This is a genomic window from Candidatus Palauibacter soopunensis (assembly GCF_947581735.1).
Lineage (GTDB): Bacteria > Gemmatimonadota > Gemmatimonadetes > Palauibacterales > Palauibacteraceae > Palauibacter > Palauibacter soopunensis.
In genome coordinates this window covers 18,697-37,750 of record NZ_CANPVT010000022.1, presented here as the reverse complement: position 1 = coordinate 37,750, position 19,054 = coordinate 18,697, and the positions used below count along the sequence as shown (strand labels likewise).

The following is a 19,054-nucleotide window of genomic DNA, read 5'->3' as shown; positions in this document are numbered from 1 at the left end:
TCTACCTCACGCGCACATGCTTCTCGAGCATGCGGCGGCGCACGACGCCGCCGTAGACGTTGCCCTCCGAATCCACGCCCACGGCTTCGGCCCCGCTGTGCTCGATCGTCGTGGACTCGATGTCCTCGATGAAGTACGAGACCGACCCGTCCCGCGCGCTCCCGACCCGGATCCCCTTCTTCCAGCCGGGGTTGTTCGGCCCCCAGCTCTCGGAATCCGCGACGTAGATGGTGTCGTCCTCGTCGATGAAGATCCCGCTGGGACGGCTGAACTGCTTCCATTCCTCCAGGAACGTTCCGTCTTCGAGGAAGATCTGGATGCGGTTGTTCGCGCGGTCCCCGATGAAGATCCGTCCCTGCGAATCCCGGGCGATGGCGTGCGGCGTGCTGAACTGGCCGGGCCCCGAGCCCGGTCCTCCCCATGCATCCAGGAAATCCCCCTCGGGATTGAAGCGCACGACGCGATCGTTGCCTTCGCCGTGACCCTCGATGACGAGGAAGTCGCCGCCGGGAAGGACGAGGACGTCCGTCGGCTGGTTGAATACGTCGGGACCGAGACCCGCGACGCCGGCCTGGCCGAGCGTGAGCAGGAGTTCGCCATCGGAGCTGAACTTGAACACCTGGTGCCCGAGTTCGCCGTTTCCGCGGGCGTCCGTCGCCCAGACGTTTCCCTCATGGTCGACGTGGAACCCGTGCGGATAGTTGAACAGTCCCGCCCCCCAGGAAGCGAGCGCCCGTCCGGACATGTCGTACTTGACGATCGGGTCCTCGGGCCGGTCGGCGCAGCTGTTCTCGAAGCAGCGATGCATAACGTAGAGATGGCCGTCGGGTCCCTGCTCGACGCCCGTGACCTGCCCCCACTGCACCGCGCCCGGGGGCAGTTCCGCCCAGGGTTCCAGGCGCTCGTAGGGGTTGGGCAGGTCGTTGACGGGCTCCGGCTCCGGCGCCGCACCGTCCGCGTTCGCGGCGCCGCCGCCGTCGCCGGAGCCCCCGCACGCCGCGACCGCGATGAGACAGAAGAGGATGCCGAGTCGTGTGGTTCGCCGTGTCATGTGTCGTCTCCCTCATCGGTTGCGGGCTTTTCGGCCGTGGCGGACGTCCCGGCCGAAGCGGGCCGGCCGCCGGTTCGGATCACCCCCTCCTGGGCGACCGACGCCACGAGCGCCCCTTCCCGCGTGAAGAAGCTACCGCGCGTAAATGCCCGCGCGCCGCTCGCGACGGTGCTCTCGGTCACGTACAGGAGCCACTCGTCGACCCGGAAGGGGCGGTGGAACCAGATCGCGTGGTCGAGCGAGGCGCCCATCAAGTCGCGGTCGAAGAAGGTGCGCCCGTGCGGAACGAGAGCCGCTCGCAGGAGCCCGTAGTCCGAGGCATAGGCGAGTACGGCCTGGTGGTCGAGCGGGTCATCGCCCAGCTCTCCCACCGTGCGAATCCAGGCGCGTCGGACGGGCCGGTCGGGCTTCGGCCGAAACGGGTCCAGCGGGGCAACGGGGCGGCGGTCGAGCGGCCGGTCCTGCGTGAGCAGGGAGCGGAGCGGCTCGGGGACGCGGTCGGCCTGCCGCCGTATGATGTCGATCTCCGACTCGAGCGCTTCCGGCGGCAGCACATCCGGCATCGTATCCTGGTGCTCGATGCCGTCCTCCGTCTTGTGGAAGGAGGCGGACATGTTGAAGATCGCGCGGCCGTGCTGGATCGCCGTCACGCGCCGCGTGGTGAAGCTCCGTCCGTCGCGCAGGCGGTCCACGAAGTAGACGACCGGGATCTCCAGGTCGCCGGCGAGGATGAAGTACCCGTGCAGCGAGTGTGCGGAGCGGTCCTCGTTGTCGACCGTCCGGCGCGCCGCCACGAGAGACTGGGCGAGTACCTGTCCGCCGAAGATCCGGCCCGAGCCGATGTCCCGGTTCTGCCCGCGATAGATGTTCCGCTCGACCGGCTCGAGGTCGAACAGATCGACCAGATCCTGTGCGGTGTAGGTCACGGGAAGCTCTGGGGCGGCACGCGACGCAGAGAGGCCTGCTCGAACGCGTACGCGAGTTCGATGAGCCGTGGCTCGCTGCAGGCGGCCCCCGTGAACCCGATCCCGAACGGCGCGGGCCGGGCGTCGAAACCCTCGGGGAAGGCCGGCGTCGGCGCGTTGGGCACGAAGCCGAAGGGCACGACGATGTGCGGGTACTGTGCCCTCGCCGCGAGCGCGGCCCCCCGGCTCCCCGGCGTGAAAATGGCGTCGAGGTCGTATTCCTCGAGCACCGCGTCGATCCCCCGCTCCTGGCTCAGGAGCGAGTCCTTCGCCATGTCCGCCGCGTTCCTGGCCCGGTCCGTCTCCACGTCCATCTCATCGGAGATGTCGTAGCGCGACTGCTCGTACTTCATCGACCCGGCAGCGCGGTGGGCGAGGTTCCACTCCCGAAGCTCGGTCAGCGTCCCGACCGGCGCCGAGGGCCCGAGTGACGCGAGCCACGCGTCGAAATCGCGCTTCATCCCGTACTTGAAGTTAACCGAACACCCCTCGTCCGACCCCTTCGCCTGGTGCCCGCCGATGCAGAGCGGCCACGTGTTGAAGTTCGCATCGGGGTCCGGATCGACGAAGCTGGGGATCTCGGCCGGATCCACGACGACCGCGCCCGCCGCCTCGAGGATCGCGATGGCCTCGGCCATGAGCGCCGCCGCTTCGCCGCGCAGGCCGCCGATCGTCTCGCCTCCGACCTCCACCGGCTCGTAATAGAAGGCGCGCGGGATCCCGATCCGGGCGCCCTCCAGTCCGCCGGCGTTCAGGAACGGCGTGTAGTCGCGGCCGGCCGCCGCCTCGCAGCGCGCGGTGGCCGCGTCGTTCGGGTCGGGCGCGGCCCCCTCCATCGCCCCGAGCATGATCGCCGCGTCGGTCACCGTGCGGGCCATCGGCCCCGCCATGTCGTGGTCCAGCGTCACCGGCGCCACGCCCCAGCGGCTGACGCGCGCGATGGTCGGCCGGATGCCGACGAGCATGTTCGCGTTCGAAGGACTGATGATCGACCCGCCCGTGTCCGTCCCCACGTTCGCGGACCAGAAGCTCGCCGCCGTTCCGATCCCCGAACTGGAGCCGCCCGTGGTGAGCGCCGGACGCCCGTCGTTGCGGCCTTCGCGCGGGTCGCGGCGCGGATCGTAGGGGTTGAGGCCGTAACCCGTGAGGGCGTTGTAGTTGCCCGGCATCTGGTTCGGTGGCCCGGCCATGAAGTTCGCGAACTCCGTGAGCCCGGCTTTCGCGATGATGATGGCGCCCGCCTCCCGCAGGTTCGTCGTCAGCGTCGCCTCGTACGGCGGGAAATAGCCTTCGAAGGCAAGCGACCCGCCCGTCGTCGGGATGTGCGTCGTGTGAATGTTGTCCTTGAGCGCGACGGGGATGCCGTGCAGCGGCCCGCGCACGCTGCCCGCCGCCCGCTCCGCGTCGAGCGCCTCGGCCTCCGCGAGGGCATTCGGATTGACCGAGACCGCCGCGTTGAGTTGCCACTCGTAGCGGGCGATCCGCGCCAGGTGCTCCATGACGATCTGTCGCGACGTGACCCGCCCGCTCTCCATCGCGGCCTGCATCTCCGGGATCGTCGCCTCCACCACGTCGAACGGCTCCGCCTCGGACGCCGGGCCGCCGCATGCCACCAGAACGGCGGCCAGCACGACGCTCGCCGGCAGGAAGCGTCCCGACCGGACGCGCCCCGGCCGGAATTCGGCCCCCTGGGCGCGGGTGTGGACGTTTGGAACTGACCTCATGGGACCCTCCGAATTCCCGGGACTCCGACGCGGACCTCGAATCTCGCCCCGTCGTCGCCGTATAGTAAGGGATGACCCGCTGCCCGCCGTAGCCTCGATCCCGGGAGACCGCCGTGTTCAGCCAAGCCCCGCCTCGCACGCCGCCCTCGCGCCGCACCCGCCAACTCGCCGTGTGGGTGCTGTTCGCCCTCGCCGTTGGCGGCGGGACTCCGGCCGTCGGCCAGGATCTCGACGCTCCACGCCCGATCGACCGGCTCGAGACCGTGTGGATCGAGGAGATGACGTGGATGGAGGTGCGCGACGCCCTCGCCGAGGGGATGACGACGGCCATCATCGGCACCGGAGGCATCGAGCAGAACGGCCCGTACCTGGCGAGCGGCAAGCACAACTTCGTGCTGCAGGCCACGGCGGAGGCGATCGCGCGCGAACTCGGTGACGCGCTCGTCGCCCCCGTCATCAAGCTGGTCCCGGAGGGGAGCATCGATCCCCCGAGCGGACACATGCGCTACCACGCCACGATCAGCGTCCGGCAGGAGACGTTCGAGGCCATGCTCACGGATGTCTTGGGCAGCCTCGCCGCGCACGGGTTCGAGAACCTCGTCCTCATCGGAGACAGTGGCGGAAACGTGAGCGGGATGGAGAACGTGGCCGCCGCCCTCAACCGCGCCTGGGCGGACCGGCCGGCCCGCGTCCATTTCATCCCGGAGTACTATACGGAAGACATCTATAGCTGCGACTATCTGAAGGAAGAACTGGGAATATTCCAGCAGCCGGACGAGTGCGTGGCGACCCGCAATGAGTACCACGACGACTATCACTACTCGTCCATAATGGCGACCGTCGATCCGAGCACGATCCGGGCGGATCAGCGGCTCGAGGCCGGCCTCTTCTCCATCAACGGCGTCGACCTCTCGCCCCTGGCGTCGACGGTGGCGAACGGGCGGCGCCTCGTCGACTATCGCGCCGAGATCACCGCCCGCGCCATCCGCCGGGCCATCGCCGAAAACGACTGAACGGACCGGCGTCCGTGCTCAGGCCGCGTTGCCCGGTCCGGCCGCCGCGCCGTTGAACACCTTCGCCTCGATCCGGGCCACCCGATCCGTGATCTCCACGCGGAACCCGTGTACTTCCCCGCGGAGGTCGATCACCTCGCTCCGCACGCCCTGAATCTCCTCTCGAAGCTCCGCGCGCATCCCCTGCATCTCTCCGCGAAGCCCGTGGATCTCGCCGCGCATCTCGCCGCGCATTCCCTTCATGTCGTCGCGGAGCCTGTGCGAAACGCCGAGGATGAGCGCGGCCAGCGCCGCGCCCACGCTCAGAATCCCGATGAGTTCCGCTCCCATTTCGCCTGCCTCCCCCGGAACCGAATCACGTGCCGCGGTCTCGTCGTCCCGCGGTCTTCCGAGTTCAAGTTCCCGGTACCCCTCAACCTGGGATCAACGGGTGTCCTCGTCTAGCTCCCTGTCACAATGTCAGTTCCGGGGATCGGGACCGCCGCCGCCGTCCCGCCTTCGGTCCCAGTAGTCGGTGGGGCGGTCGTCGCTCATCAGGGCGTCCTCGTCCACCCAGTAGTGGTCGCCGAACGGCTTCGGGTCGGGCCACACCTCGTCGAGCGTGTCCGCGTCGTACACGATCCCGTCCTTGACGACGAGCCGGATGTCCGCCGTGTTCCGGATGTCGTCGAGCGGGTTCGAGTTGAGGACGATGAAGTCCGCCAGCTTGCCCTCGGCGAGCGATCCGGTCTCGTGCGCCAGGCCCAGGAAATGGGCCCCGTGGATCGTGCCGATCTCGATCCCCGTCATCTCGTCCGTCCCCGCTGCGGCCATCCACACCTCGTAGTGCGAGCCGAGCCCGTGCAGCTGGCCGTGCGAGCCGATGGCCCCCCAGCCGCCCTCCTCGATGATGTCGCCCAGGCCGCGCGCGATGAGGGGGAAGCTGTAGTCCGTCTCCGGGCGCATCATGCGGCGCCGGGTGGCGGGGATGAGCATCCGCCACGGGAGCCAGCGGCGCATCTTCTCGTCCCTCCACACGTCGTCCGTCTGGTAGAAGTACTCCTCGTTCCAGGCGCTCGGGCCGCCGACGATGAAAGTCGGGGAGTACACGGCATCGGACTGGCCGAAGAACTTCGCCACGTCATCGTACAGCGGCACGTAGCTCATCGGGTGCTCCCACCCGGTGTGGCCGTCCATGATCATGCCCATGTTGTACTCGATGTCGCCGCCCTCGGCGGTCACGCGCAGCCCGCGTACCCGCGCCGCGTCCGTGACCCACTGCCGCTGGTCGCGGCGCGGCTGCAGGTACTCCTTGATCATCACCGCGCCCCACGAGGCGAGGCGCGCGACGTTCTGGTCCGCCAACTCGTAGCTCGAGATCTCGTTCTGGCGCGCCCCGTCGCCGGAATAGACGGGATCCCCCGTGCTGTAGGTGCGCGGGCCGATCATGGCGCCGGCCTCGACGAGTTCGGCGGCGGGGAAGACGTTCGACGACCACTGCGAGTTGTCGAGCGTCGTCGTGATCCCGTACGCCATGTAGATCGCGGACTCCCAGTTGCGCTGCGGGATCACGCCCACGTGGTCGCGGTGATGGTGCGCGTGCATGTCGATGAGGCCGGGCATGATCGTCGTGCCCGCCGCGTCGATCACGTGGTCCGCGCCGGCGGTGTCGCAGTCGCCGATGCAGGCGAGGCGGCCGTCCCGCACGAGAATGTCGCCGCTCGCGATGACCTCGTCGTTCTCGGCCGTGATGATGCGGGCGCCGGTGAAGGCGACGCTCCCGCGGGCGATGTGGCGCGGCAGTTCGAGGTCGATCGGCGTCTCGACCGTCTCCCCGCTGTTCGGGTCGTGCGTGTAGTAGCGCGGGCCGCTCACGAACTCGAGCGTGCTCGCGTCGCGCCAGCGCGGATGGATGCCGCCCTCGAAGCTGACCTGCGTGACCGGCAACTGGCCGCTGCGCTTGGCGATGCGGACGATGTTCGACCCCGTCCCGCCGTACGGGAAGGGCATCCGGTACACGTTGTCGCCCTCCTGGAAGGCGAGCCACGCCCCGTCCGGCGACACCGCCGCCTCGTCCGCGTCCGGGAGGGTGAAGTGGACGCGGCGGTCGCTCCCGTCGAGGCGGATGGAGGCGATCTCCGTCCCCGCGGGTTCGCCGTCGTCGGGTCCCAGGGCCTCCGGATAGAAGAGTCGCCCGTCGGGTCCGAACGACGCCTGCGCGACGGGCCGCCGCGGCATCAGCGGACGCCCGCCCGCGTACGGCCGCGCCACCTTCGTGATCAGCGTCGCGTCGCCGCCTTCCGCCGGCACGCGCACGAAGTCGAAGAACTGGTTGCTCGCCACGGTCCGGCCGTGGGACGTCGCGCCTGACCCCCTGGTGACGACGATGTCCCGGCCGTCCGGACTCCACACGGTGTTGAGGTATTCTCCCGCCTGCGTCGTGAGCTGCTGCGGCGCGCCTCCGTCCGCCGACACCCGCCACACCTGCCCCTGGTCCGCGTCCGCCCAGCTCGTGAACGCGATGGAGCGCCCGTCCGGCGACCACGCGGGCGCCATCTCGAACGGCGCGAACGAGTCCGGCGTGAGCCGCCGCGGCGTCCCATCCGGCAGGTCCATGAGCCACACCCGTCCCACCGCCTGGAAGGCGAGCCGGCTCCCGTCCGGCGAGGAGGCGGTCCAGCGCGGGAACTTCACCTTGAACGTCTCGCCCAGCGCCATCTGCGGACGCCCCGCCATCTCCGAGATCGTGCGCTGCACGCGGGCGGTGAAGGGGATTGTCGTCACGGCGCCGTCGAGGTCGACGCGGCGGATCTTCCCGCCCGCCGAGACCACGATGGAGCGCGAGTCCGACGCCCAGCTGTACCCCGGCAGGTCGCGGGACACCTTCATCCCCTCCGCCATGTCCACCTCGATCGGGTCCATGAGGACGCGCTCGGCCCCCGTTTCCAGCTCCCGCAGCCAGAGCGCGGTGCGGGGCCCGAAGCGGTGCCCGTCGTGAGAGATCGTCCCGTCCGGGATGCGGCGCGCGAAGGCGAGCCAGCGCCCGTCCGGCGACGGCTCCGGCGCGATCGCCCCGCCGCTCGAGGTCTGCCCCTGCTGCACCATGATGCCGGACGTGATCTCGTCGACCCGCCCCGTTTCGAGGTCGAGCCGCCGGATCTGCTTGTGCCCCTGTGTCATGTCCAGCCGGCCGGACCACAGCCCCGGCGGCGCGGCCCGGAAGTGGAAGTAGAGGGACCCGCCGTCGGGTGAGAACGACGGCCACTGGGCGCCGGAATAGTCCGAGCCGACGAGTTGCACGCCTTCGCCCCCGTCCCTCGAGTACATCCACAGCCCCGGCGCCGGGCCGCCCCCGCCGCGCCGCGTCGAGGCGCGCCGCACGACGATGAAGCGCCCGTCCGGACTCCACGCCGGCTCCCACGCGCGCAGCCCCTGATCCTCGAACACCGGGCGCGGGTTCGAGCCGTCCGCATCCATCAGCCACAGGTTGCTCTGCCCCCCGCGGTCGGAGATGAAGGCGATCGTCGACCCGTCCGGCGACAGGCTCGGGTGGTAGTTGACGGCCACGCCGGTGTTCTGCGTGAGGACCTCGGCCTCGCCGCCCTCCACGGGAAGCCGGTAGATGTGCCCGAGGAGGTCGAACACGAGCCACTCTCCCCCCGGCTCGAGGTCGAGCGACATCCACGTCCCCTCGTCCGTCGTGAAGTCGATCTCCCGGGTTTCGCCGGTCGGCGCCGTCACGTCCCATGTCTCGGCCGCGTCACCTTCCTGCGGGAGCGCGGCGGCGCCGGGCGCGGCAATCGCGAGGCAGAGAAGCGCCAGAATGCCGACGGGAGTCGAACTGACGCCGGGAGCCGCATGGGCCCCGGGAGCCGAGTCGGTGCGGGAATCACACATGGTGGTACCTCCTTACGATGTCGTGCGCCGCTCGAGGCGCGTCGCGTCGAGGATCCGGCTCGCCAGTTCCTCGATCGAGCAGCGCGTTGCGTCGATGAACGGGATGTCGAGGCGCTCGAACAGCGACTGCGCCTGACGGATTTCGAAACTCACCTGGCGGGGCGAGGCGTAGCGGCGGCCGATGCCGCGCGCGCTCCGCAGTTCCCCCAGGCGGTGGGGCTCGATCGTGAGCCCGTAGATCTTGTCCCGGTGGTCGAAGAGAGGGGGTGGAATCCGCCGCTCCTCCAGATCGCTTCCCGTGAGAGGGTAGTTCGCGGCGAACACGCCGTACTGGAGCGCGAGATAGAGGCAGGTCGGGGTCTTGCCGGATCTCGACACGCCGACCAGTACGAGGTCGGCCCGGTCGTATCCCTCCGGGTTCGAGCCGTCATCGTGAGACAGCGCGAAGTTCATCGCCTCGATGCGGCGGTCGTATTCCCGGTAGTTCTGGATGCCGTGGGACACGCCCATGGCGTGCTGCGACTTGTGGCCGAATTCCTTCTCGAGCGGGTCGAGAAAGGAGTCGAAGAAGTCAAGGAAGAGGGCATCGGTCTCCTCAACGATTTCCCGGACGGTGTCGCGCACGTCCTCCTTCACGAGGGTGCTGAAGACGATGGGGGGCGAGCCCTGCACGCGCGCCGTGGTGTTGATGTTCCTGGCGGCCCGTTTCGCCTTGTCGACGGTGGAGACGAATGGTACGGTGATTTTCGTGAAGTCGAGGGCGTCGAACTGCGCGATCAGGCTGTGGCCGAGGGTCTCGGCCGTGACGCCCGAGTGGTCCGAAACGAAGAAAACCGTTCGCTGGGTCATCGTACGCTGATTCTCCCGCTTCGATTGGCTTGAGACAACCGCCCGGAGCCGCCTTGCCCGCGCATTCAGCCTCGTATATCGCGCCATTCGAGTCGATCGGACTCGCCGATCTCGAATCGGTAGGGGGGAAGAACGCATCGCTCGGCGAGATGATCTCTCACCTCTCCGCGGCGGGCGTTGATGTCCCGGGCGGCTTCGCGATCACGGCCCTGGCGTACCGCGACTTCCTCTCCGGCGAACTCGGAGAACGCATCCACGCTTCGCTCGATACCCTGGACGTCGAGGATCTGGGGGCGCTTGCCGGTGCGGGTCGCGAGATCCGGGGCTGGATCGCCGATACGCCGCTCCCGCCGGGACTCGCCGCCCGGATCGAGTCGGCCTACCGCGAACTCGGCGCCGACGGCGGCGCGTCCGGCGGCGACATCTCCGTCGCGGTGCGCTCCTCGGCCACGGCCGAAGATCTTCCCGAAGCCTCCTTCGCCGGGCAGCAGGACACGCTGCTCAACGTCCGCGGGGTCGACGCGGTGCTGCGGGCGGTACATCACGTCTATGGCTCGCTGTTCAGCGACCGGGCGATCGCCTACCGGGTGCACCAGGGGTTCGCGCACCGCGACGTGGCCCTCTCCGTCGGCGTCCAGCGCATGGCGCGCGCGGACAAGGGCTCGAGCGGGGTGATGTTCACGCTGGATACCGAGTCGGGGTTCCGGGACGTCGTGTTCATCACGAGCGCGTACGGTCTCGGAGAAACGGTCGTGCAGGGGGGCGTGAACCCGGACGAGTTCTACGTCTACAAGCCGGCCCTGCGCGCCGGCCGCCATGCGATCCTGCGCCGAAACCTCGGGGGCAAGGCGATCAAGCTCGTCTACGCCGGATCGGAGGCCGGCTCCGAGGCCGGATCGGGAGCGGCGGCCGGGGACGAAGCCGAGTCCGTCCGGACGGTCGAGGTCCCGGAGGAGGACCGGCTCCGCTTCTCGCTCACGGACGACGAGGTGCACGAACTGGCTCGCCAGGCGCTCCTGATCGAGGACCACTACGGCCGTCCCATGGACATCGAGTGGGCCCGGGATGGCATCGACGGCGCGCTGAGGATCCTGCAGGCGCGTCCGGAAACCGTGCAGAGTCGCGCGGGCGGAGTCATCTCCCGCTTCACGCTCAAGGAGCGGGGCCGGGTGCTCGCCGAGGGGCGCAGCATCGGCGGCCGGATCGGGGGCGGTCCGGCGTGCGTCATCGAGTCCGCCTCGGAGATCGCGCGCTTCCGGCGCGGCGACGTGCTCGTCACGGACATGACGGACCCGGACTGGGAACCGATGATGAAGCAGTCCGCCGCCATCGTCACGAATCGCGGCGGCCGCACCTGCCACGCGGCGATCATCGCGCGGGAACTCGGCATCCCCGCGGTCGTCGGCTGCGGCGACGCGACGGCGCAGCTCGCGGAGGCCGGGGACGTGACGGTGTCCTGCGCCGAAGGCGACGCGGGCTACGTGTACGAAGGATTGCTCGACTTCGAGGAGGGAGAGATCCGCCTCGGCGCCATGCCGGAGATCCCGGTCAAGATCATGCTCAACGTGGGGAACCCGGACCGGGCGTTCGACTTCGCCTCGATCCCCAACCACGGGGTGGGCCTCGCCCGGCTCGAGTTCATCATCAACCGCATGATCGGCGTCCATCCGCAGGCCCTGCTCGACTTCGAAAACCTGCCGGACGAACTCCAGGGGGACATCCGGGTCCAGCACGCCGGCTACGCGGATCCGGTCGAATTCTACGTCGAGAAACTCACGGAAGGGGTCGCCACGATCGCCGCGGCCTTCGCCCCCGAGCCCGTCATCGTGCGGCTGTCCGACTTCAAGTCGAACGAATACGCGGATCTCATCGGCGGCCGGCGCTACGAGCCGTACGAGGAGAACCCGATGCTCGGCTTCCGCGGCGCGTCCCGCTACGTGTCGGAGAGCTTCGGGCCCGCCTTCGAACTCGAGTGCCGGGCACTGCGCCGGGTCCGCCGGAGGATCGGACTCGACAACGTGTGGCTGATGGTCCCCTTCGTCCGCACGGTTGCGGAGGCGCGGGGGGTCGTCGACCTCCTGGCGGAGAACGGCCTCGCCCGCGGGGAGGACGGCCTGCAGCTCATCATGATGTGCGAGCTTCCCTCGAACGCCCTGCTCGCGGACGAGTTCCTCGAGCACTTCGACGGGATGTCGATCGGGTCGAACGACATGACGCAGCTCACCCTCGGCCTCGACCGCGACTCCGGGCTCATCGCCGACATCTTCGATGAGCGCGACGCGGCCGTGAAGGCGACGCTCTCGATGGCGATCCGCGCCTGCGCGAAGGCGGGCAAGTACATCGGGATCTGCGGGCAGGGACCGTCGGACCACCCCGATCTCGCACGCTGGCTCGTGGAGGAGGGGATCGAGAGCATGTCGCTCAATCCGGACACCGCCGTCGAGACGTGGATGTTCCTCGCGGGGGAGGAAGTCTGACGACGGCGAACGGAGACACGGCGGGCACGGGGACCGCGGGAGCCGGCGGAACGGGACTCGCGCGCCAACTCGGACTGTGGGGGCTGGCGGCGACGGGGATCTGCTCGATGCTGGGCGCCGGGATCAACGTGGTTCCCGTCATGATCCAGCGGAACGTGCCCGGGATCGCGGAGAACGTGCTCCCGGCGTTCGCGTTCGGCGCCTTGCCGGCCGTCCTCGCGGGGCTCGCCTACGCGATCCTCGCTTCGGCCATGCCGCGGGCCGGAGGGAGCTACGTCTTCGCGAGCCGGGCGCTCGGTCCGTACTGGGGCTTCGTGGCGAGCTTCTCGCAGTGGTTCGGCCTCTCCATCGTCATCGGGGTCGTCTCCTATCTCATCGTCCCGTTCCTGCGCGACATCGCGGGCGCACTGGGGATGGCGGGGCTGGCCGGCGCGCTGGACACGGGTGCGGTCCGTGTGGCTCTGGCGCTCGCGATGCTGTGGGCGTTCGCGTGGGTGAACCTGCGCGGGCTCCGGGCCTACGAACGCACCGTGGTGCCGCTCATGGTCGTCATGTTCGCGCTCGGCGCGATCGTCATCGTGGCCGGGTTCTCGTTCGACCAGGGCGACTTCGCGGCGGCGCTGCTCGCAAGCGAAGGCGTGGAGGTGCCGGCGGCCACGCCACCGCCGCTCGGCCCGGCCGGCTTTCTCGCCGCCTCCGGCCTCCTCTTCGCCAGCTTCGTCGGCTTCGACGCGATCGCGCAGGCGGGCGGCGAGGCACGGAATCCGAACCGGGCGCTCCCCCTCGCGATCGGCCTCGCGGTCTTCATCGTGGGCGCCTACTACCTGCTCTTCACGGCCGCCGTCTATCACACGGTCCCGTGGGAGTTCGTGTGGGCGCGGGCGCAGGAACAGGACCTCACTGCTCCCGGACTCCTAGGGTACGTGCTCCCGCCGTGGTGGACGGTGCTCATCGTGGCGGGGGCCGCGATCGCCCTGATCAACGACCTGCCGGCGATGATCCTCTCCGTCTCGCGTCTCGTCTTCGCGTGGGCCGAGGACGGGATCTTTCCCTCGGGCCTCGCCCGGGTGCACCCGACACACCGCACGCCGCACGCCGCGATCCTCCTCTCGACCGCGCTGGCCTCCGTCGCGATCGTCGGCAGCGAATTCGCGGGGGACTTCTTCCTCGGCGTCGACATCATGGTCACGTCGATGCTCGTCAACTTCCTCCTCATGTGCGTCTCCGTGCTCGTCCTCCCGTGGCGGAGCCCGGAGATCGCCGCGAACTTCCGCGTGCTCCGCGGCCCGGCGGCGCGCACGTGCGTGTGCGTGGCGGGAATCGTGCTGCTGGGGACGTTTCTTGTGACCCACCTGCGGAAGGACCTCACGGCGGACGTCGCGGCGTGGTATTTCCACTCCACGCCGCTCTGGATCGGCGTCATGGCGCTGGGATCGCTCATCTACATCCGGAAGATGCGAACGCTGCGGGCCTCCGGGACGGACGTCGACCGCCTCTTCCGCGAGCTGCCGCCTGAGTAGGCCGGAGCGCCGGGAACTGGCTCCCGGCCTGGAGATCTCGCGGGTGTTGACCGGACTGTGGCAGGTCGCCGACCTGGAACGCGAGGGCCCGATCGACGTCGGGGTCGCCGCGGGCGCGATGGACGCGTACAGCCAGGCGGGCTTCACGACGTTCGACATGGCGGACCACTACGGTTCGGCCGAGGAGATCGCCGGGGCGTGCGCGTCCCGCGCCCCGCATCGGGACGGAGACCTGCAGCTCCTCACCAAGTGGACGCCCGCTCCGGGCGCGCACACGCCGGCGACGGTGCGCGAGGCCGTGGAGCGGTCTCTCGACCGGCTGCGCGCGGATGCGATCGACCTCCTTCAGTTCCACGCCTGGCGCTACGCGGATCCGAGCTGGCTCGACTGCCTGTTCGCCCTCCAGGAACTGAAGGACGAAGGACTGATCCGGCACCTCGGACTCACGAACTTCGACGCCGTCCACCTCGACATGGTCCTCCATACCGGCATCGAAGTGGTCTCGAACCAGGTTTCGTTCTCCCTCCTCGACGGACGCGCCGCGGACGCCATGACGGAGGTCTGTCTCGCGCACGGGGTCCAGCTCCTCGCCTACGGAACGCTGGCGGGCGGCCTCCTGACCGAGCGCTGGTTCGACGTGGAAGACCCGGGGCCGGACGGGGTGAAGACGTGGTCCGAGATGAAGTACCGCCGCTTCGTCGAGGCGGCGGGCGGCTGGGGCCGGCTGCAGACGCTGCTCGCGGCGGTCCGGGCGGTGGCGCAGAAGCACGGCGTCTCGATGGCGAACGTCGCGGCGCGCGCCATCCTCGACCGGCCCGCGGTGGCGGGCGTGATCATCGGCGCGCGGCTGGGGCGTCGCGCGCACATCGCCGACAACCTGCGCCTCTCGTCGCTGAAGCTCGACGCGGCAGACCGAAAAACGCTGGCGGTGGCGAGCGGGGCGCTGGATCCGATTCCGGGAGACTGCGGGGATGAGTATCGGCGACCGCCCTACCTGACGGCGGCGGGCGACCTCAGCCATCACGTGGACGAGTTTCCGCCGCCGTATCCCGTCCGCACCGGGAGCGGCGGCCGGACGCGCGTGGACTCCGGCACGGTGTGGGAGGATCTCGCCGGCTACAGCCGGGCCGTGCGGACGGGCGACCACATCGCGGTCTCCGGGACGACGGCCACGCACGGGGACCGGCTGGTCGGCGGCGACGACCCAGCCTCGCAGACGCACTTCGTCATCGACAAGATCGAGGGGGCGATCGAGGCGCTGGGCGGACGCCTCGAGAACGTGACCCGGACCCGGATCTTCGTGCCGGAACTGGCGGACTGGGAGCCCGTGGCCCGCGCGCACGGCCGGCGTTTCGGCCATATCCGGCCCGCCAACACGCTGGTCCAGGCCGGTCTCATCGGGTCAGGATACCGGGTCGAGATCGAAGCCGACGCCCAGGTCGGGAGGCAGACATGACGAAGCGAACATGACGAAGCGGCGCAGGCACATCCGCGGGATCGCCCGGGTGGCCCTGCTGTGGGCCCTCGCCGGAGCGTTCGTCGGGGCGGTCATCGAGATCCTCGCCGACACGCTGCCGGGGGGACTTCCCATGGCATCCCTCGTCGACATTTGGCCGCCGGTGCTCGCCATCCTCGGCCTTGCCGGCGGGACGCTTTTTGCCGCGGTGTTCGGAGTCTCGGAGGTCTCGATGCTGAGGACGCTGCGCTCCGTCGTCCGCTTCAGAAAGTTCGAGCTGAGTCCCGTCGCACGCCGGCTCGGCCGCTGCGCGAGCGTCGAGGACCTGCGGGACGTCGCCCGGCGCCGGCTCCCGCGCGGCGTATTCGGCTACATCGACGGCGCGGCGGAGGACGAGCGGACCCAGGCGCGGAACTGTAACGCGTTCCACCGGCTCGAGTTCCGGCCGCGCGTCCTGCGGGATGTGACGAACGTGGATCCCGGCGTGACGGTGCTGGGCCGACGCCAGCCGCTGCCGCTCATCCTGGCCCCCACCGGGTTCAGCCGCATCGCGGATTCACAGGGCGAACTCGCCGTGGCCCGGGCAGCGGCGCGCGCGGGGATCACCTACAGCCTTTCGACGCTCGGCACCCGCTCGATCGAGGAGGTGGCCGCCGTCAGCTCCGGCCCCAGGTGGTTCCAGGTCTACGTGTGGAAGGACCGCGGTCTCGTCGCGGAACTCGTCGAGCGGGCCCGTGAGTCCGGCTACGAGGCGCTCCTCCTCACCGTCGACGTCGCGGTGCTCGGGCGGCGGGAGCGCGACGTCCGGCTCGGCTTCACGCTCCCGCCGCAACTCGGCCTCGACACCTTCTTCGACGGGATCCGGAAACCCGACTGGACGTGGGACTTCCTCACCTCCGAGCCGATCATCTTCTCGAGCGCCGTGAGCCGGGACGCGGCGGGCGGGGCGGCGGGCGTCGACGCCATGGGTCTCGCGCAGTACGTGAACGAGCAGTTCGATCCGAAGCTGGCCTGGGATGACGTGGACTGGCTGCGCTCGATCTGGGACGGTCCCATCGTCATCAAGGGCATCCAGACGGTCGAGGATGCCGTCCTCGCGGCGGACGCCGGCGTCGAAGGGATCGTGATCTCGAACCACGGCGGACGGCAACTCGATGACGCGCCCCCGACGCTTGAGTTGCTGCAACCGGTCGCGGAAGCGGTCGGGGACCGGCTCGATGTCCTCATCGATGGCGGGGTCCGCCGCGGAAGCGACATCGCGAAGGCCGTCGCGCTCGGGGCGAAGGCCTGTCTGACGGGCCGGGCCTACTTCTACGCGCTGGGGGCCGGCGGAGAGCGGGGCGTGGATCTCGTCCTCAAGTGGTTCGACGAGGGGTTCCGGCGCACGATGGCGCTGCTCGGGGCCCGAACCGTGGACGAGATCACCCCCGAATCCGTGCGCTGGCGCGGCCGCTGAACGGGTTCCCGCCGCTTGCCATACAGCGGGTTCCGAGTTTAGCGTGTTACGCGGATACATCTTTTAATGCACCGATAGCGAACTGGCCGAAAAAGCGGTCCCGATGCCCGGACAAGACGCGTACAAAACGATGGTGATCCGCACGGTCGTTGCGGCCCTGACGCTGGTTCTCGCGGCCCCCGCGAGCCTCCCCGCACAGGAAGGCCAGGCTTCGTCCGCCTCGTCCGTTGCGGCCGTGGCCGGAGCCGCTGGCCAGCCCGGCGTCGGTTCGGCCGCGGAGTTCGTCCACGCGCCCGCCCCGTCCCCGGCGACCGTCACGCCCGTCGCGGCGGACCCGAACGACATCGTCCAGGGCGTCTGCACGAACTGCCACAACAGCCGGCGTCTGGCGGGAAACCTCACGCTCGAATCCTTCGATGTGGACGCCGCGGACGAGGAGGCCGAGACCGCCGAAAAGATGATCCGCAAGCTGCGCGCCGGCATGATGCCGCCGCCCGGCGTGCGCCGTCCGCCGGAGGACGAACTCCTCGAACTCGTGGAGACGCTCGAGACCCTCGTCGACGACGCGGCGGCGCTCGACCCGAACCCCGGCGGCCGCACCTTCCAGCGGCTCAACCGGCCCGAGTACGAGCGGGCGATCCGGGACCTGCTGGGGCTCGAGGTCGACGCGGGGAAGTGGCTCCCCAACGACCAGATGAGCGCCAACTTCGACAACATCGCGGACGTGCAGGCGCTCTCGCCGACGCTGCTCGACGCCTACCTGAACGGGGCGGCCGAGATCAGCCGCATGGCGGTGGGCGACCGCAACGCTCCCGCGGTCAACACGACATACAAGAACTCCCAGTACGTCTCGCAGCACCCGTGGGACCACGTGGAGGGGGCCCCGTTCGGGACGCGCGGCGGGATGGTCGTGGAGCACACCTTCCCGGCCGATGGCGAATACACCTTCTCGCTCGTCTTCACCTCCGGCGCGAACTCCCGCATGGAGGACATCGACATCTCGATCGACGGCGAGCGGGTCGCGCTCCTCCACTACACGCGGCGCGGCGGCGGAGCGGATGACCGCGGCTTCACGCCCGTCGGCACGGAACCGGTCTTCGTCCGCGCCGGGCAGCACCGCGTCTCCGCGGCCTTCATTCGGAAGCAGGAAGGGCCGTACGAGGACCTGATCCGGCCGCACGTGTGGTCCAACGCCGGCGGCGGCTCGGGAGGCGGCGGAATCACGACGCTGCCCCACCTGCAGGACGTGATCATCGGCGGGCCGCACAACCCGACCGGCGTGTCGGAGTCGCCGGTCCGCCAGCGCATCTTCACCTGCCGTCCCACGTCGTCCGACGAGGAGCGGCCCTGCGCCCGCGGCATCCTGACGAATCTCGCGCGCAGCGCGTACCGCCGTCCGCTCGAACCGAGCGAGGTGGACGGCCTGATGACGTTCTACGACATGGGCGTCGAGCAGGGCGGGTTCGAAATCGGCGTGCGCATGGCCCTCGAGGCGATCCTCGCGAGCCCCTTCTTCGTCCTCCGGCTCGAGCGCGAGCCCGAGGGCGTCGGGAGCGGCGAGGCCTACGCGCTGGAGGACATCGACCTCGCCACGCGGCTCTCGTTCTTCCTCTGGGGCCTTCCGCCCGACGAGGAACTGCGCGCCGCGGCGGTCGATGGACGGCTGTCCGACGCCGCCGAACTGGAGCGGCAGGCGCGGCGCATGCTCGCGGATCCCCGCTCCGAGGCGCTGAGTTCGCGCTTCGTGTCGCAGTGGCTGCGGCTGCAGGATCTCTACAAGGTCCGCCCCGACCCCAACTTCTTCCCGAACTTCGACGAGAACCTCGCGGACGCCATGAAGCGGGAGACCGAACTCCTCTTCCAGAGCCTCATCCGCGAGGACCGGAGCCTGCTCGATTTCTTCCGGGCGGACTACACGTTCGTGAACGAGCGCCTGGCCCATCACTACGGGTTCGAGGGCGTGGCGGGACGCGACTTCCAGCGCGTGGGCTATCCCGGCGACGAGCGCGTCGGGATCCTCGGCCACGGCAGCGTCCTCGTCCTCACCTCGCTCGCGAACCGCACGTCGCCGGTGCTGCGGGGCAAGTGGGTCATGGAGGTGCTGCTCGGGACGCCGCCCCCGCCGCCCCCGCCGGGGGTGCCGGACCTGGATGAGACGGAAGAGTCGATGGACGGGCGGCTGCTCACGACGCGCGAGCGGATGGAGATGCACCGGGCGAGTCCGGCGTGCCGGTCCTGCCACCGGTTCATGGACCCGATCGGCCTCGCGCTGGACAACTTCGACGTCACCGGGAAGTGGCGCCTGCGCGAGAACGGGATGCCGCTCGACACGCGCGGCGATTTCTACGACGGGACGCCGGTCCAGACGCCGCCCGAACTCGTCGACGCGCTCCTCAAGCGCCCGCTGCCGCTGCTCCGGAACTTCACGGAGAACCTGGCCGCGTACGCGCTCGGCCGCCGCGTCGAGTACTACGACCAGCCCTGGATCCGGTCGATCGTGGAGGGCGCGGAAGAGGACGACTACAGGCTTTCGTCGCTGATCATGGGCGTCGTGAACGGCGATGCGTTCAGAATGAAGCGGGCCATGCCCGTGACTGCGGTAGAAGAGGAAGTTTCCGAGGAGGTTTCCGAAGACCGTCGCTAGGCGGCCTGAGCGGCCGGGCGGCG

12 protein-coding genes are annotated in these 19,054 nt (G+C 69.7%); 6 read left to right on the top strand and 6 right to left on the bottom strand.

Annotated features, from left to right (window positions below):
- Position 1: 1 nt before the first annotated feature.
- The 3 genes from RN901_RS06790 to RN901_RS06780 are packed head-to-tail and all read right to left on the bottom strand — an operon-like array spanning position 2 to position 3,740.
- Positions 2–1,051 (bottom strand): peptidyl-alpha-hydroxyglycine alpha-amidating lyase family protein, encoded by a 1,050-nt coding sequence (locus RN901_RS06790; RefSeq protein WP_310757271.1) that lies wholly within the window; start codon positions 1,049–1,051, stop codon positions 2–4.
- Positions 1,048–1,977, bottom strand: a complete 930-nt coding sequence (gene tesB, locus RN901_RS06785; RefSeq protein ID WP_310757269.1) for an acyl-CoA thioesterase II — start codon at positions 1,975–1,977, stop codon at positions 1,048–1,050. Before tesB ends, RN901_RS06790 begins: the two co-directional genes overlap by 4 nt.
- Positions 1,974–3,740: an amidase family protein gene (locus tag RN901_RS06780; protein ID WP_310757267.1), complete on the bottom strand. Its 1,767-nt coding sequence runs from the start codon at positions 3,738–3,740 to the stop codon at positions 1,974–1,976. Before RN901_RS06780 ends, tesB begins: the two co-directional genes overlap by 4 nt.
- A gap of 113 nt (positions 3,741–3,853) precedes the next feature.
- Between RN901_RS06780 and RN901_RS06775 the strand changes: the two genes are divergently transcribed.
- Complete coding sequence (locus RN901_RS06775) at positions 3,854–4,753, top strand: creatininase family protein (protein ID WP_310757265.1); 900 nt, start codon at positions 3,854–3,856, stop codon at positions 4,751–4,753.
- An 18-nt stretch (positions 4,754–4,771) separates the two neighbouring features.
- Here RN901_RS06775 and RN901_RS06770 read toward each other — a convergent pair whose 3' ends face one another.
- From RN901_RS06770 to RN901_RS06760, 3 genes are all read right to left on the bottom strand, one after another.
- On the bottom strand, positions 4,772–5,083 hold the full coding sequence (locus tag RN901_RS06770) for a hypothetical protein (protein ID WP_310757263.1): 312 nt from the start codon (positions 5,081–5,083) through the stop codon (positions 4,772–4,774).
- A gap of 129 nt (positions 5,084–5,212) precedes the next feature.
- Positions 5,213–8,629, bottom strand: coding sequence for an amidohydrolase family protein (locus tag RN901_RS06765; protein WP_310757261.1), 3,417 nt, complete (start codon positions 8,627–8,629; stop codon positions 5,213–5,215).
- A 12-nt stretch (positions 8,630–8,641) separates the two neighbouring features.
- Positions 8,642–9,478 carry a pyruvate, water dikinase regulatory protein gene (locus RN901_RS06760; RefSeq protein ID WP_310757259.1) on the bottom strand — a complete coding sequence of 279 codons (837 nt, stop codon included), beginning with the start codon at positions 9,476–9,478 and terminating at the stop codon, positions 8,642–8,644.
- 53 nt (positions 9,479–9,531) lie between these two features.
- Between RN901_RS06760 and ppsA the strand changes: the two genes are divergently transcribed.
- The 5 genes from ppsA to RN901_RS06735 all read left to right on the top strand — a co-directional run bounded on the left by ppsA (position 9,532) and on the right by RN901_RS06735 (position 19,031).
- Positions 9,532–11,955, top strand: coding sequence for a phosphoenolpyruvate synthase (gene ppsA, locus RN901_RS06755; protein ID WP_310757257.1), 2,424 nt, complete (start codon positions 9,532–9,534; stop codon positions 11,953–11,955).
- On the top strand, positions 11,925–13,475 hold the full coding sequence (locus RN901_RS06750) for an APC family permease (protein ID WP_310757255.1): 1,551 nt from the start codon (positions 11,925–11,927) through the stop codon (positions 13,473–13,475). Before ppsA ends, RN901_RS06750 begins: the two co-directional genes overlap by 31 nt.
- A gap of 43 nt (positions 13,476–13,518) precedes the next feature.
- Positions 13,519–14,931, top strand: coding sequence for an aldo/keto reductase (locus RN901_RS06745; RefSeq protein WP_345782360.1), 1,413 nt, complete (start codon positions 13,519–13,521; stop codon positions 14,929–14,931).
- Positions 14,932–14,941: 10 nt separating this feature from the next.
- Positions 14,942–16,387 (top strand): alpha-hydroxy acid oxidase, encoded by a 1,446-nt coding sequence (locus tag RN901_RS06740; protein WP_310757251.1) that lies wholly within the window; start codon positions 14,942–14,944, stop codon positions 16,385–16,387.
- Between the two features lie 103 nt (positions 16,388–16,490).
- A complete protein-coding gene (locus tag RN901_RS06735; protein ID WP_310757249.1) occupies positions 16,491–19,031 on the top strand; it encodes a DUF1592 domain-containing protein in 2,541 nt (846 codons plus the stop codon).
- Positions 19,032–19,054: the final 23 nt, after the last annotated feature.